This is a genomic window from Labrys sedimenti (assembly GCF_034424805.1).
In the GTDB taxonomy this organism is placed as follows: Bacteria; Pseudomonadota; Alphaproteobacteria; order Rhizobiales; family Labraceae; genus Labrys; species Labrys sedimenti.
In genome coordinates this window covers 1-13,943 of sequence record NZ_JAXOUF010000017.1, presented here as the reverse complement: position 1 = coordinate 13,943, position 13,943 = coordinate 1, and the positions used below count along the sequence as shown (strand labels likewise).

Annotated in this window: 13 protein-coding genes and 1 pseudogene; 10 read left to right on the top strand and 4 right to left on the bottom strand. The window is 62.3% G+C overall.

Translation table 11 applies throughout. The features are described from left to right. Positions 1-52 precede the first annotated feature (52 nt). The gene (locus tag U1R88_RS28355) at positions 53-817 is read right to left on the bottom strand and encodes an outer membrane protein (RefSeq protein ID WP_322434278.1); all 765 of its coding nucleotides are present in this window, start codon (positions 815-817) and stop codon (positions 53-55) included. 306 nt (positions 818-1,123) lie between these two features. Here U1R88_RS28355 and mnmA point away from each other — a divergent pair, with 306 nt between their 5' ends. The 5 genes from mnmA (at position 1,124) to glmM (ending at position 6,442) form a co-directional block, all read left to right on the top strand. Next, positions 1,124-2,293 (top strand): tRNA 2-thiouridine(34) synthase MnmA, encoded by a 1,170-nt coding sequence (gene mnmA / locus U1R88_RS28350; RefSeq protein WP_068297791.1) that lies wholly within the window; start codon positions 1,124-1,126, stop codon positions 2,291-2,293. Between the two features lie 223 nt (positions 2,294-2,516). After that, positions 2,517-3,506, top strand: a complete 990-nt coding sequence (locus U1R88_RS28345; RefSeq protein WP_105863874.1) for a flagellar motor protein MotA — start codon at positions 2,517-2,519, stop codon at positions 3,504-3,506. After that, entirely contained in the window at positions 3,506-4,543 is a 1,038-nt protein-coding gene (locus U1R88_RS28340; protein ID WP_068297785.1) for a peptidoglycan -binding protein, read from the top strand. Before U1R88_RS28345 ends, U1R88_RS28340 begins: the two co-directional genes overlap by 1 nt. Beyond that, a complete protein-coding gene (locus U1R88_RS28335; RefSeq protein ID WP_322434277.1) occupies positions 4,540-5,007 on the top strand; it encodes a GNAT family N-acetyltransferase in 468 nt (155 codons plus the stop codon). The genes U1R88_RS28340 and U1R88_RS28335 overlap by 4 nt, the downstream gene beginning before the upstream one ends. Before the next feature lie 94 nt (positions 5,008-5,101). After that, complete coding sequence (gene glmM / locus U1R88_RS28330) at positions 5,102-6,442, top strand: phosphoglucosamine mutase (RefSeq protein ID WP_322434276.1); 1,341 nt, start codon at positions 5,102-5,104, stop codon at positions 6,440-6,442. Between the two features lie 81 nt (positions 6,443-6,523). Here the strand turns inward: glmM and U1R88_RS28325 are convergent, their stop codons facing one another. Beyond that, positions 6,524-7,834: an MFS transporter gene (locus U1R88_RS28325; protein ID WP_322434275.1), complete on the bottom strand. Its 1,311-nt coding sequence runs from the start codon at positions 7,832-7,834 to the stop codon at positions 6,524-6,526. A gap of 65 nt (positions 7,835-7,899) precedes the next feature. Continuing rightward, a complete protein-coding gene (locus U1R88_RS28320) occupies positions 7,900-8,958 on the bottom strand; it encodes a histone deacetylase family protein (RefSeq protein ID WP_322434274.1) in 1,059 nt (352 codons plus the stop codon). A gap of 244 nt (positions 8,959-9,202) precedes the next feature. On the opposite strand from U1R88_RS28320, the pseudogene U1R88_RS28315 reads away from it, so the two are divergent. After that, positions 9,203-9,589: pseudogene (locus tag U1R88_RS28315) on the top strand (dienelactone hydrolase family protein); the annotation flags it as partial. Between the two features lie 136 nt (positions 9,590-9,725). Here U1R88_RS28315 and U1R88_RS28310 read toward each other — a convergent pair. Beyond that, positions 9,726-10,217, bottom strand: coding sequence for an SRPBCC family protein (locus tag U1R88_RS28310; protein WP_322434273.1), 492 nt, complete (start codon positions 10,215-10,217; stop codon positions 9,726-9,728). A gap of 545 nt (positions 10,218-10,762) precedes the next feature. Here U1R88_RS28310 and rpsU (U1R88_RS28305) point away from each other — a divergent pair. From rpsU (U1R88_RS28305) to rpsU (U1R88_RS28290), 4 genes are all read left to right on the top strand, one after another. Next, positions 10,763-11,047, top strand: a complete 285-nt coding sequence (gene rpsU, locus U1R88_RS28305) for a 30S ribosomal protein S21 (RefSeq protein WP_311932894.1) — start codon at positions 10,763-10,765, stop codon at positions 11,045-11,047. A gap of 611 nt (positions 11,048-11,658) precedes the next feature. Further along, positions 11,659-12,546 (top strand): lysophospholipid acyltransferase family protein, encoded by an 888-nt coding sequence (locus U1R88_RS28300; protein ID WP_322434272.1) that lies wholly within the window; start codon positions 11,659-11,661, stop codon positions 12,544-12,546. A 153-nt stretch (positions 12,547-12,699) separates the two neighbouring features. Then, complete coding sequence (locus U1R88_RS28295) at positions 12,700-13,185, top strand: hypothetical protein (protein WP_322434271.1); 486 nt, start codon at positions 12,700-12,702, stop codon at positions 13,183-13,185. Between the two features lie 120 nt (positions 13,186-13,305). Further along, complete coding sequence (rpsU, locus tag U1R88_RS28290; RefSeq protein WP_322434270.1) at positions 13,306-13,596, top strand: 30S ribosomal protein S21; 291 nt, start codon at positions 13,306-13,308, stop codon at positions 13,594-13,596. Positions 13,597-13,943 lie beyond the last annotated feature (347 nt).

Sequence of the window (13,943 nt, the reverse complement as noted above, 5' to 3'; positions counted from 1 at the left end):
GGGCCCCGCAATGCGGAGCCCTCGAAGACAGGATAAATGCTGTCGCGACCGATCAGAACTTGTAGTTCACGCCGGCACGCACCGTGTGCACCGAGACATCGGTCTTGGCGGTGATCTGAGCGATCTCGCTGTTGGCCTTGATCGTCTCGGCCTTGCCGAGATCGACATAGAGATATTCGGCCCGCACGGTCCAGTTCTGGGTCAGCGCATATTCGGCGCCCGCACCGAGAGCCCAGCCGAACTTGGTCTCCGATCCGGACAGGTTGGTGCCGCCGGTGCTGACCTTGGTCTTCACCTGGCCATAGGCAAGACCGCCGGTGCCGTAAATCAGGACATTGTCGAAGGCATAGCCGGCGCGCACCCGGGCCGTGCCGAACCAGTTGAGCTCATTCTTCACCGTGACCGGAATGTCCTGAGCACCGATGAAGGTCTTCTTGGTGTCCAGGCCGGCATATTGCAGGTCGGCTTCGGCGCCAATCACCCAATTGGGATCGATCTGATAATTGTAGCCGACCTGGCCACCGGCGACGACGCCGTTGGCGCTGCCCTTGACCTTTGCGACCCCGCCGTTCAGCCCGAAACCGAGAGCCCTCTCAAGCGTCGGTGCCGTCGCGGTCGGAACCGCCTTCAGATCGGTGTCGAGATTGCCGCGGCCATAGCCCGCGCTCAAACCGGCATAGAAGCCCGTCCAGGTGAAGGACGGCGTGACTTCCGGCGCAACCGGCTCGACGGGCGTCGGCGCCAGATCGGCGGCGAATGCCGCTGCCGGCAGGAGAACCACGACGCCGGCAAGCACAGCATTCCTGAAAAACTGCATTTTAATACCCCAGCACTTGGCGCTTATAGCGCATGAACGCCTGATAGCACCGGCTTTACACGAAATCCTATGACATAAATGCAACACTTCGGTTTTTATTAAGCCAAAGTGCCAGGATATACTTAATAAATATAGTTAATGTTGAAAATCGCTACTCTGTATTCCCTAAAGTAATATCGGAATAGACCGGCGCGGCAACGTCGCCCGCCCTTGCCTCCCCGAACATCGGCGTTCCCCTCGCGGTCAAAATCGCGTAAAGGAGCGCCGTCGCAGAGACCTTGACCCTCTGATGGACGGAAGGAAGCCATGTTGAACTCGCTCGACCTGCCGCGCCGGCCGCAGGATACCCGTGTCGTTGTTGCCATGTCGGGCGGCGTCGACTCTTCCGTTTGTGCCGCTCTTCTCAAGGAGCAGGGCTATGACGTGATCGGGGTGACGCTTCAGCTCTACGACCATGGCGCCGCGGTCCATCGCAAGGGCGCCTGCTGCGCCGGCCAGGACATTCACGATGCGCGGGAGGTCGCCGACCGCATCGGCATTCCCCATTACGTGCTCGACTATGAAAGCCGCTTCAAGGAAGCGGTGATCGACCGTTTCGCCGATTCCTATGTGGCCGGCGAGACGCCGATTCCCTGTGTCGAGTGCAACCAGCGCGTCAAGTTCCGCGATCTGCTCGGCACGGCGCGCGACCTCGGCGCCGACGTGCTGGCCACCGGCCATTACGTTGCGAGCCGTGCGGTATCAGGCGGGCGCGGCCTGTTCCGCCCGCGCGACGCCGAGCGCGACCAGAGCTATTTCATGTTCGCCACCACCAGGGAGCAGCTCGATATCCTGCGCTTCCCGCTCGGCGAGATGACCAAGCCGGAAACACGCCAGGCCGCCGAGCGCTTCGGCCTGTCGGTGGCGGCCAAGCCCGACAGCCAGGACATCTGCTTCGTGCCCTCCGGCCGCTACGCCCAGGTGATCGAGAAGCTCAAGCCCGGCGCCGCCATTCCCGGCGAGATCGTGCATCTGGACGGCCGCGTGCTCGGCCAGCACCAGGGCGTCATCCACTACACCATCGGCCAGCGCAAGGGCCTGGGCGTCGCCACCGGCGAGCCGTTGCACGTCATCCGTCTCGATGCCGAGGCGGCGCGCGTGATCGTCGGCCCGCGCGAAGCGCTGGCGACGCGCCATGTCGCTCTGCGCGATGTGAACTGGATCGGCGACGGTGCGCTTGAAGACCTGCCTTCGGAGGGCTTGGAAATCGCCGTGCGCGTGCGCTCCACCCGCGCGCCCAAGCCGGCTTTGCTGCATTTCGGGGCCGATGGCCCCGCGATCGAGCTCGCCGAGGCCGAGGACGGCGTTTCGCCCGGACAGGCTGCCGTGTTCTACGACCACGCCGATGGCCAGGCCCGCGTGCTCGGCGGCGGCTTCATTCGCGGCGCGCGGCCGCAGACCGTCTTCGCCTATGGCGGCCAGACCGCTGCAGCCTGATCCGGCCCGGCGCGCCATTGAGCGCGTGCTTTCGGTCCTTGCATTGCGTCAAGCTCTGGCCGAAAAGGAGGACCCTCCTGTCGAGGGTTCGCGTGTGGAGAAAAATGCGATTTCCGAAAAATCGCATTCTTGCTCCACGTGTTTGTTTTGACGCATTTTCTTGACCGAAAAGTCGAGCAACTTTTCTGGAAAATGCTACAGATTGCTGAAACGGCGTGGTGCGATGGCCAGAGACCTTGATCCCTACAAGCTGTCTTCCCCCCGGATCTTCTTCATCCGCATGCTGATCTTCCTGGTGCTGGCGGCCTGCGTCACCGCCGTGCTCTATCGCCAGCTCTATATCGCCTTCATGGCCAATCCCGGCCTCAACGGCCTGATCATCTTCACGCTGCTGCTCGGCATCGTCTTCGGCTTCCGCCAGGTGATCCGCCTGCTGCCGGAAGTGCGCTGGGTCAACGCCTATCGCCTGCGCGATCCCGGCCTGGAGCTGCGAGACCAGCCGGTCATGCTGGCACCGATGGCGACATTGCTGGGCGACAAGGTCGGCCGTCGCTCGATCTCGCTCTCCACTTTGCGCTCCATCCTCGAATCGATCGGCATGCGCCTCGACGAGCAGCGCGAGGTTTCGCGCTATCTCACGGGTCTCCTGGTCTTCCTCGGCCTTCTCGGCACGTTCTGGGGCCTGATCGAGACGGTGGGTTCGGTCGGCAACGTCATCAATTCCATGTCGGTGGGCGGCGGCGACGCCAGCACCGTGTTCGAGAGCCTGAAAAGCGGCCTCGCTGCCCCGCTCAAGGGCATGGGCGTGTCGTTCTCGTCCTCGCTGTTCGGCCTTGCCGGTTCGCTGATCCTCGGTTTCCTCGACCTGCAGGCCGGGCAGGCCCAGAACCGCTTCTATACCGAGCTCGAGGACTGGCTCGCCGCCACCGTGACAGACATCGAAGCCGAGGGCCTGGCCCGCGGCGGCTCGGACGGCGAGATGGCAGCGATCAAATCGGCGATCGAGCGCATGGCCGACGGCTCGCGAGAGGCCGGTTCCGGCCGCAATGCCACCGCCGCCATGGCCCAGCTCGCCGAGGGCATCCAGGGTCTGGTGCAGCATATGCGCTCCGAGCAGCAGATGATCCGCGACTGGGTCGAAAGCCAGGCCGAACAGCAGCGCGACATCAAGAGCGTGCTCGAGCGCCTGATGCAAGAACGCGAGAAGAACTGATGCCGCTCGGGCGCAGCCGCCGTCGCGGCGAGGGCATTAATTACTGGCCGGGCTTCGTCGACGCCCTGTCGACCCTGCTCCTGTCCATCATCATGATCCTGTCGATCTTCGTGCTCGGCCAGTTCTTCCTGTCCCAGGAAGTCACCGGCAAGGACGAGGCGCTCAACCGGCTCAATGCCCAGATCGCGGAATTGTCGCAGTTGCTGGCTCTGGAGCGCACCAATGGCCGCAACGCCCAGGAGCAGCTTTCGGTGCTCACCAGCGGCCTCGACAAGGCCAATGCCGACAAAACGCGTTTGCAGGGCCTGCTCGACGACGCCCAGAAAGATGCCGCAGCCGCCAGCGCCCAGGGCGGGCAGGTCGCGCAGATCCAGGGTGAACTCGACAGCCAGAAGCGTATTTCCGACCAGGCGATGGCGCAGGTCGAGCTGCTCAACCAGCAGATCTCGGCCCTGCGCCGCCAGATCGCCGCGCTGGAACAGGCCCTCGACGCCTCCGAATCCAAGGACCGCGAGAGCCAGACCAAGATCGCCGATCTCGGCTCGCGCCTGAATGCGGCGCTGGCCCAGCGCGTGCAGGAACTCTCCCGCTTCCGGTCCGACTTCTTCGGGCGCCTGCGCGAAGTGCTCGGCAACCGTCCGGATGTCCGCATCGTCGGTGACCGTTTCGTCTTCCAGTCGGAGGTATTCTTCCAGGCGGGGCAGGCCACGCTGCAGCCCGAAGGCAAGGCCGAGATGGACAAGCTCGCCGCCGCTCTCCTCGACCTGCAGGACAAGATTCCCACCGACATCCCCTGGGTGCTGCGCGTCGACGGCCACACCGACGACCGGCCGATCAACTCGCCGCAATTCCCGAGCAACTGGGAATTGTCGTCCAGCCGCGCCATCTCCGTGGTGCAATATCTGATGTCGAAGGGGATCCCGGCACAGCGCCTCGTCGCGGCCGGTTTTGCCGAATTCCAGCCCATCGATACCGCCGGCACCGATGAGGCGCGCAAGAAGAACCGCCGCATCGAGCTGAAGCTGACCGAGCGATGAGCATTGCCGCAGTCACGCTCCGGCTGGCGGAGGCTGCCGACGAGCCGGCCCTGAAATCCTTGTGGTGCGGGGCCTGGCAAGCGACCTATCCAGCCTTCGACTATCAAGCCCGCTGGCCGGGGCAGTGGGGCCGATGGCACCTGCTGGAGGCGGAAATCTTCGTGGCGCTGCGCGAGGATGCCACCGCCGACTCGATCGTCGGCATGCTGGTGCTGGCGCCGCAGGACGACGACGCCTTGCTGCTGGAGCAGATCGCGCTGCCGCCGACCGAGCAGGGCAACGGTTTGGCGCATCTGCTGATGCTGTTTGCCAAGCAGAAAGCCGGCTCGGCCCTGCGCCTCACGGTCAATGCCTTCAACGAAAAGGCAATCCGCTTCTACGAGCGCGAGGACTTCGAGCGCATCGGCAGCGGCGTCAACCCCGCTTCCGGCCTGCCGACCTTCGACTATGAATGGCGCCGCTGAAAAGGCAGCGGCCTGTTACGGTTGAAAACATTTTTTGAAGCAAATTGCTCAGGGATTCGGGCATAATCGCACCAGAAAATCTTGGGGTTGTCGCATGAGTCGCAAATATTTCGGCACCGATGGCATTCGCGGCCGGGCCAATAGTGTCATTACGCCGGAACTGGCGATGAAGGTCGGCATGGCGGCCGGCCTCGCCTTCCAGCGCGGTGAACACCGCCATCGCGTGGTGATCGGCAAGGATACCCGCCTGTCGGGCTATATGATCGAGAATGCCCTGGTGGCGGGCTTTACCGCCGTCGGCGTGGACGTGATGCTGCTGGGCCCGATGCCCACGCCTGCCGTAGCCATGCTCACCAATTCGCTGCGCTGCGACATCGGCGTGATGATCTCGGCCTCGCATAATCCCTATGACGACAACGGCATCAAGCTGTTCGGCCCCGACGGCTTCAAGCTCTCCGACGAGACCGAGCGCTCCATCGAGGCGCTGATCGACACCAATCTGTCGTCGCGGCTGGCCGGCTCGCGCGATCTCGGCCGGGCCCGCCGCATCGACGACGTGCGCGCCCGTTACATCGAGTTCGCCAAGCGCACTTTGCCGCGCCAGCTCCGCCTCGACGGCCTCAGGGTCGTGGTCGACTGCGCCAATGGCGCTGCCTACAAGGTCGCTCCCGAAGCCCTGTGGGAACTTGGGGCGGACGTCATTCCGATCGGCGTGGAGCCCGACGGGTACAACATCAACAAGGATGTCGGTTCCACTGCCCCCGATGCGCTGGCACGCAAGGTTCGCGAATTGCGCGCCGACATCGGCATCGCCCTCGACGGCGACGCCGACCGCGTGGTGATCGTCGACGAAAAGGGCCATGTCATCGACGGCGACCAGCTGATGGCGGTGGTGGCCTCGGACTGGAAGGACGAGGGCAAGCTCACCCAGCCCGGCATCGTCGCCACGGTGATGTCCAATCTCGGCCTGGAGCGCTATCTCGGTGGGCTCGGCCTGCAACTAGAACGCACCGCGGTGGGCGATCGCTACGTGCTCGAGCGCATGCGGGCGCGGGGCTACAATGTCGGTGGCGAGCAGTCGGGCCACATCATCCTGTCGGATTTCGCCACCACCGGTGATGGTCTGGTCGCCGCCCTGCAAGTGCTGGCGGTGCTCAAGAAGGCAGATCGCCCCGTCAGCGAGGTCTGCCACCGCTTCGACCCGCTGCCGCAGATCCTCAAGAATGTACGCACGGGTGGCGGCAAGGTCCTGGACGATCCCAAGGTCGCCAAGGCGATCGAAGGCGCGCGCAAGCAGCTCGGCGATGGCGGCCGCCTGGTCATTCGTCCCTCCGGCACCGAGCCGGTCATCCGCGTGATGGCCGAAGGCGACGACCGCGTCAGCGTCGAGACCGCCGTGGACGAGGTGATCGACGCCATCACCAAGGCGGCGTAGGCCTCCGGGGCGGATCGTCGGACCCGCCCCGAAACATTGCGGTTTCCGGAAAGGCGGGTCAGAAGGCCCGCCTCCGAAGCTTCAGGACCGTACCTGTTCTTCCTCGATGGGCAGGAAGAGGCTGGACAGCAAGGTGAGCCCGGCGATCACCATGAAGAGCAGCGACAGCGGCAGCCATTGCACGCCATAGGTCTTGACCAGCCAGACCCCGACCACGGGCGTCAAGCCGCTGAAGATGGCCCCGCTCAGCGACGAGCTCAGCGAAATGCCGGTATAGCGCAGATGCACCGGGAAGGCGCGCGTCAGGAAAGGCGCCATCACGGCATAATGGGCGGCAACGAAGAAGGTGCCGACCAGGATGCCGATGCGGATGTTGCCGAGATCGCCGGTGACGATCAGCATCATCATCGGGATGGCGAAGACGAAGGCGGCCGCCGACATCGCCACCAGCAGCAAGCGTTCGTTGAACTGGGTGGCGATCCAGGAGCCAAACGGAAAGGCGACCAGTTCGAGCACGCCGACCCAGAAGATCACGTTCAGGATGTCGGATTTGGAGATGCCGAGCGACTCGGTGGTGAAGGTCGTCATCAGCGTGGTCAGGAAGTAGAAGCCCGCGACCCCGAGCAGGCACAGGCCCATGCCGAGCAGGAGCGTATAGCCGCGCGTGCGGAAGATCTCCTTGGCCGGCACGACGTCGTCCTGCGGCGCTTCCTGCAGCCGCTTGATCAGTTCCGGGCTCTCCTTGATGCCGGCGCGGATGACGAAGGCCACGATGATCAGCACGGCGCTGGCCAGAAAGGGAATACGCCAGCCCCAGGCGAGAAAATCCTCACGCGGCAGATCCGAGACCGTGCGAAAGGCGAGCGCGGCCAGCATCAGGCCGATCGGGCTGCCATATTGCGGGGCCGAAGCCAGGAAGGTCTTCCACTTCGGCGGGGCATGCTCGGCAGCGATCAGCACCGCACCGCCCCATTCGCCGCCGACCGCAACGCCCTGGATCAGGCGCAGCGCGATGAGCAGGATGGCGGCGCTGATGCCGATCGAACTGTAGCCCGGCAAGAGGCCGATCAGCACGGTTGCGCCGCCCATCAGCAAGAGCGTGATGATCAGCGAGTTCTTGCGTCCGACCTTGTCGCCGAAATGGCCGAACAGCAGGGCGCCGACAGGACGGGCCACGAAGCCGATGGCGAAGGTGCCGAGCGAGGCAATGATGCCCATGAAGCGATCTTCGGACTTGAAGAAGACATCGCCGAAGACCAGCGCCGCGGCCGTGCCATAGACGTAGAAATCGTACCATTCGATCATGGTGCCGACGAAGGCGCCGAGTGCGGCACGGATCGGCTGACGCTCGGGTGCCTGTTGGGCGTCGGCTGTGACGGTCTGTGTCATCATGGTCCTCGTGTAGGACGCGTCTTCGCGATTCCTGGCGGTTCCGCCAAATCGCAAAACGCCTTGGGTCAGCGCGATGGCCGGGCCGCGCGGAAGGCCGAGACAAAGCGCGGCGCGGCTTCCGACACCGCGCTGAGCGAGTAGCCGCCCTCCTGTACGATCACGACGGGAAGGGGCAGCGCACCCCAGACGGAACCGATCGCCTCATAGGCGGCGGTGGTCACGGCGAGCTTGGACAGAGGATCCTCGCGATGGGCATCCCAGCCGGCGGACACCACCAGAGCCTCGGCCCCGAACGCCGTCACGGCAGTGGCCAGCGCCCGATTGGCTTGGATGAAGGCCTCGTCGCCGCTGCCTTCGGCCAAGGGCAGGTTGAGGTTGGCCCCCTCGCCCGCTCCCTCGCCCGTCTCGTCGGCATAGCCGGTGTAATGGGGGTAGTAGCTCGATGGGTCCGTATGGGTCGAGCCGAAGAAGACGTCGCCGCGGCTGTAGAAGATCGCCTGCGTGCCGTCACCATGATGGGTATCGAAATCGATGATCGCCACCCGCTGAAAGCGCATGCGCAACCGCTCGGCGACGATGGCGGCATTGTTGAAGAAACAGAAGCCGGCCGCACGATCGACATAGGCGTGATGCCCCGGCGGGCGGCAAAGTGCGAAACTGTCGAAGGCGCCGGCGATGAGATCGTCGGCTGCCGCCACAGCACTTTGGGCGGAGAGATAGGCCGAGGCGAAGGTGTGCTCCGTCATCGCATTGGACAGGCCGTTGATGTACCAGCCGGTCTGCCCGAGAATGCCCTTCGGGCGCGGGGCGGGACGCGGGCGAAAGGCGGCGTCCGCGCCCTGATAGGGACTGACGGCCGGCAGGACTTCGGGCCCGGCATTGGGCAGTTCCTGGAAGCGCCGATAGGCCGTCTCCAGGAAGTCGATATAGTGGCCGGCATGCACGGCCTCGATCGCGGCCCGGCCCGCATCCTTCGGCTCCTCGACCGTCAGGCCAAGCGCCGTGAGCGACCCGACCAGGGTTTGCGCGCGTTCGGGATTTTCGAGGGCGCTGCCGATACGACCGTTGATCATGTACTGGGTCGGCCGATGGGCCATCTGCCTGTCGGAAAAGAACAATTTCATCGAGCAACACTCCGGGCAACGAATGCGAGGCCCCAAAGCATTTTCCAGAAAAGCAGGCCGAACTTTCGGCTGAGAAAATGCATCGAGACAATAAGTCAGAGAAAAATGCGATTCGGATGAATCAAACTTTGCCCCAATCTTGCAGAAGCTGGCGAGAATGCCACCCGTTCGGATGCTGACCCTGTGAATTGAACTAATGAAAGGAACATGCTGGAGTTGCCGTCGTTGGTTCCGCATTCACCGACGTTGTGCCGACGGCCTGCCCGCGGACCTGGTCTATGCCGGCTTCTCCTTCGGCGTGGTGCCGGCCCAGAAGCTCGCACAGACCCGCTTGGGCGCGCGTGGAGCCCTGTTCTTCTATTCCTGCCTGCCGACCCGCGGCGAATGGGCCTTCGGGCCCTGGCCGCCAAGCGTTCCTGTGCAGATCCACGGCATGGACCGAGATCCCATCTTCGTCGGCGAAGGCGACATCCAAGCGGCGCGCGAAATCGTCGAGAAAGCCGAAGACGCAGAATTGTTCCTCTATGCGGGGGATCAGCACTACTTCGCCGACAGTTCGCTGCCGTCCTTCGACGCGGAGGCAACGCGGCTGCTCACCCGCCGGGTGCTCGATTTTCTCGGCCGCATCTAAGCAAGACGCGTTCAAATGTGAACGCTTATTTTCTCTAACTCTTTGTTCCAACGCGTCTTTGCGATTCGAAGTGTTTCTATCAAATCGCAAAACGCTTTAGGCGTTGCAATGGGAACGCACCCGGCTCCAGGACCGATCAGACCGCGTCGGAGCGCGTCAGCTGCTGCTCGCTTTGGGTGATCGCCTCGCCGACATTGGGACGGCCCGCGCCGGTGGCGATCAGGTCCCGCAAGCTGCCATTGACATAGGTGTGCCAGCCCTCCGAACAGGCGTCATAGCATTCATAGTCGGGCACGAGGCCCTGATGGGTGAAGGTGACCTCGGTCTGCTCGCCCTTCCTGGCGATCTCGAAAACGATCTCGGTGCCTTTCCACTCGGACCTGTCCCGTGTGAAGCTGAAATAATTGTCGAGGATGCGCCAGACGACCCTTCGGTTCGGGATCAATTCGCACACCTGGATCTCGCAGCGATGCAGATCCTCGTAGCGATATTTGAATTTCTCGCCGACCCGGGTGGTCCCGCCTTCGACGTTCTGCGACCACCAGCCGCGCACATTGTTGATGGCGGCGAAGGCCCACTCTGGTGTCTGCTCGACCGTGAAACTGGTGGTGTAGCTGCAGTCCGTCATGGCTGTCTCCCGTTGCTTGGTTCGATGACGGGATTGTAGGAAGGCCCGGCGAACGGCGTGAGTTACAAGCATGGCGGGATTCGGAGCGTTCCAGCCCCTATCCTTTCCGGCGCCACGCTTGCCGTTCAGGGACGGCCCGAGAAGGACGGATCGATCCTGGGCGATCGACGGGCAAGCCGCATCGAACCATGCGGTCATCCGATCCTAGCTATCCCAGGGGGAATGGTGTACAACTCCAAAAACTGGAGCAGGGTCAGTGCATGAGACGCTGGCCTAATCGAGATGCGCTCTACGATCGGCGGATTGACCGAAGCTCTTGCGGCACCGTGCCTGCAGGCTGCGATTTTTCCAGGAAACTGCAACTCTTCTCCCGGTTTGCTCTTAGCGCGCCGAGGGATGGGTAAGTCTGTGGCTGGCAATAGGGAAAGGTGCCTGCCGCCTTCCGCTCCGACCGATCAGAATGGTTGATTGGTGCAAGACGGTTACGATTCATCCTTGGGCCGGCGATGCGTTCGGCCCTTTTGTTTTTGGTATTTGGAGTTCATATGCTGATACTCGTTCGTGAGAACAATATTGAACAGGCACTCAAGGCCCTCAAGCGCAAGCTGGCGCGTGAAGGCGTCCTTCGTGAGCTGAAGCTGCGCAGAGCCTATGAGAAGCCGTCCGAGCGCAAGGTGCGCGAGAAGGCGGAAGCCGTTCGCCGCGCTCGCAAGCTCGCACGCAAGCAGGCGCAGCGCGAGGGGCTTCTGCCCGCACCCAAGCCCAAGGCTCAGTCGCGGGGACGGGGTGGCCCGCCCAGGAGCGCACCCCCGACCGTCACCAGGACCTGATTGTCGCCGGTTCGACGCGTCGCAGATCACGATATTGGCGGCACGGCGAGCGCCTCCCGACACCTCCAGAACATCCAAGGAGGAGTGAGTGATGAAGCATGCGTTTGAGGTCGGCGATATCGTCACCCTTCATTCGTCCATCTCAAGGCACGAAGAAGGCCCCTATCAGGTAACCCGGCAAATGCCCTCGGACGGCCCCGAGCCCGCTTATAGACTCAAGGGCGTGGCGGATTCCCGCGAAAGAGTGGCTCGGGAACACGAACTGCGGGCTTCCAGGCAAGGCGCGGGCTCGATGATGGAACCGGGTCAAAGTTCCTTGAGACCCACGCGGACCAGACCGACGCGACGGTCACCATGAGGTAGGCCGGGAAGGGGTGCAAATCTCGATAGTCTCCCGGGTGGAGGCTGGTCGTTTGTGGTCTGGGCGCGGGGGCTGTGCCGAGTCCCCGAAAGAGCAGGCATCGGACGCAGATGCCGGTATAGGCAAGGTCGGCGGCCTCACAATCCGGTGCAGCCGAGATTCAGGCCCACGACCTTGATGTATCGCCGCGACATTCGGTCGAACGGGCGATTTCGGTTACGATAATGGTAAATTTTTCAGATATATCAACGTGATCCCGTCGGAAACAGGGCGCAGCTGGCGCAACACCAAACACGCTGCCGAATATATCCTGCTGCGCGGCCTTGTGGGCCTGCTTCACCTCTTGCCGCTCGATTTCGGTTCCTGGGCCATGGGTTCCCTATGGCGCCTGGTCGCGCCGCGATTGCGCCGCCACGAGCGTGCGTTGCAGCATCTCGCCGCGGCTTATCCGACAAAGAGTGCCGCCGAGATCGACGCACTGGCGCGGGCCATGTGGATGGATCTGGGACGAACATTCGCCGAAAGCCTGATGGTGAATCGCATCGTCAAGGCCGGACGGGTGGAGGATGCGAGCGGCCCGTTGATCGAGGCCGTGAAGGCCAGCGGCAAGGGCGTGGTTTTCGTCTCGCTCCATACGGGCAATTGGGAACTCGTCGTCATCCCGACGGTGACGAACGGCATCAAGGTCGCCGGTGTCTATCAACGCATGAAGAATCCGAAAGTCGACGACTATGTCGCGCTCGTGCGCCGCGACCGCTATCCGCGCGGGCTTTTCGTCAAGGGCGCGGATGTTGGCAAAAAGCTGCTGCGCATCGTGCGTGGTGGAGGCGCCATTGCATTGCTGGCCGATCTGCGCGACCGCAATGGGCTCTCCGTGCCGTTTTTCGACCGTCCGGCCCCTTCGACCACCTTTCCTGCCCTGCTTGCCAGGGGAAGCGATGCGCTGCTGGTCGCGGCCCGCGTCATCCGCACGCATGGCGTACACTTTCGGATCGAGGCCGAACTCCTCGATGTCCCACGCACCGACGATCGAAATGCCGATATCGACGCGGCAACGCACCAGACTCACCGGCTCTTCGAAAAATGGGTGCGTGAATATCCCCAACAATGGATGTGGGCCCATCGCCGCTGGGGTTAGCGCTCGCGCTCGTTCATTGAGGGTGGCTGCAATTGGCATGATGAAGATGCAGGCGCTCAATATCTGGAAAAAGCTTTAAATTCAGCAGTCGGACATCCCATCATTATTTCAGATATATAATGACAAATCTGAGATTTAATGATAATTTGATATATGTCTAAATTAGATTTCTTTGTTCCTTCTGAGCTTTTCGTAAAATCAAAATCCGCTGGATGGACTCGAAATTCTGTAAAATATCGTCGATTTGACAGCCTCGCCTCTGCCGTAAAATTTGCGATGGACGAGTATGGAGCCAATCTCAATGGAGTCTCCATTCACACAGATATGGGCGAATACACAGGCGACACCATTCGCTCTCTCTATCAGAATGAGCATTATCCGCTGAAGGGAACACATGCCGTTCAAGATGGTGCCAAAAACACCTCATGCCCGGCGACTCGAGAGCCCCGCGCAGCATGCCGCAAGTTCGGCATTGGCGACACCGTCGTCTATTTGCGTCCCGGCCTTGTGGGGCGGCGTGGATATTACGAGATCGTCGAGATGCTTCCCGTTGAAAATGTCGAGCCGGCCTATCGTATCAAAAGCAAGGATGAGCAGCATCTGCGTGCCGTCAAAGAGCATGAGATAGCGCACGTCTGACGGCTTGCACCGAACGCGTCAAATCCGATCGACACAACGCCGAATAGATCGAGCTTTTGGAGCAATGAACGATGTTCGAGATTGCTCCTATATCGACCCAACCAAAAAGGAGATAACTCATTGCAGGTGCTGGTGCGGGACAACAATGTCGAACAGGCCTTACGCGTACTCAAGAAGAAGCTGCAGAGAGAGGGCGTGTTCCGCGAGATGAAGCGCCGCAAGGCCTATGAGAAGCCTTCCGAAAGAAAAACCCGGGAAAAGGCTGAAGCGGTGCGCCGTGCCCGCAAACTCGCGCGCAAGCAAGCCCAGCGCGAAGGACTTCTCCCACGTCCGAAACAGCGTGAAAATACTGCTAAGCGCAGCGATCCAGCGAAAGCCCCCTCACTGGTGAAGCCCGCTCAGCTTTCGTGACATCTTTCGGCTCACTCCTTGCAATGAAGGGGGGCATGCATGGATCCATCATGGCTCGCCAAGCGGTTGGCGTCGATCCGGTAGCCTTGGAGCCTGAGTTCAAGGGAGCGAGCCGATACCATGTGAAATGGCCTTAAGGCTCTCGGCCAAGCTCGAAACAACCGTGACCGACATTTTGTTTGGCATGGCTTATGGCCGAACCAATGATGCCACCGAATGGCCGAATGAAGCGCCGAGCGCGTTGATGGCTATTTTGCAGGCCGATACAAAGTCTCCCGTGAAGTAGTCGCGTTCAGGAGGCTTTGCCATTGGCGGTGCGCGATAGCGAGCCGACGAGCGCGGCCATG

Coding starts and splice junctions, on each gene's coding strand:
- mnmA (WP_068297791.1), top strand. CDS start 1,124: ATGTTGAACTCGCTCGACCTGCCGCGCCGGCCGCAGGATACCCGTGTC.
- U1R88_RS28295 (WP_322434271.1), top strand. CDS start 12,700: ATGTCTAAATTAGATTTCTTTGTTCCTTCTGAGCTTTTCGTAAAATCA.
- U1R88_RS28340 (WP_068297785.1), top strand. CDS start 3,506: ATGCCGCTCGGGCGCAGCCGCCGTCGCGGCGAGGGCATTAATTACTGG.
- glmM (WP_322434276.1), top strand. CDS start 5,102: ATGAGTCGCAAATATTTCGGCACCGATGGCATTCGCGGCCGGGCCAAT.
- U1R88_RS28310 (WP_322434273.1), bottom strand. CDS start 10,217: ATGACGGACTGCAGCTACACCACCAGTTTCACGGTCGAGCAGACACCA.
- rpsU (WP_311932894.1), top strand. CDS start 10,763: ATGCTGATACTCGTTCGTGAGAACAATATTGAACAGGCACTCAAGGCC.
- U1R88_RS28320 (WP_322434274.1), bottom strand. CDS start 8,958: ATGAAATTGTTCTTTTCCGACAGGCAGATGGCCCATCGGCCGACCCAG.
- U1R88_RS28355 (WP_322434278.1), bottom strand. CDS start 817: ATGCAGTTTTTCAGGAATGCTGTGCTTGCCGGCGTCGTGGTTCTCCTG.
- U1R88_RS28335 (WP_322434277.1), top strand. CDS start 4,540: ATGAGCATTGCCGCAGTCACGCTCCGGCTGGCGGAGGCTGCCGACGAG.
- U1R88_RS28345 (WP_105863874.1), top strand. CDS start 2,517: ATGGCCAGAGACCTTGATCCCTACAAGCTGTCTTCCCCCCGGATCTTC.
- U1R88_RS28325 (WP_322434275.1), bottom strand. CDS start 7,834: ATGATGACACAGACCGTCACAGCCGACGCCCAACAGGCACCCGAGCGT.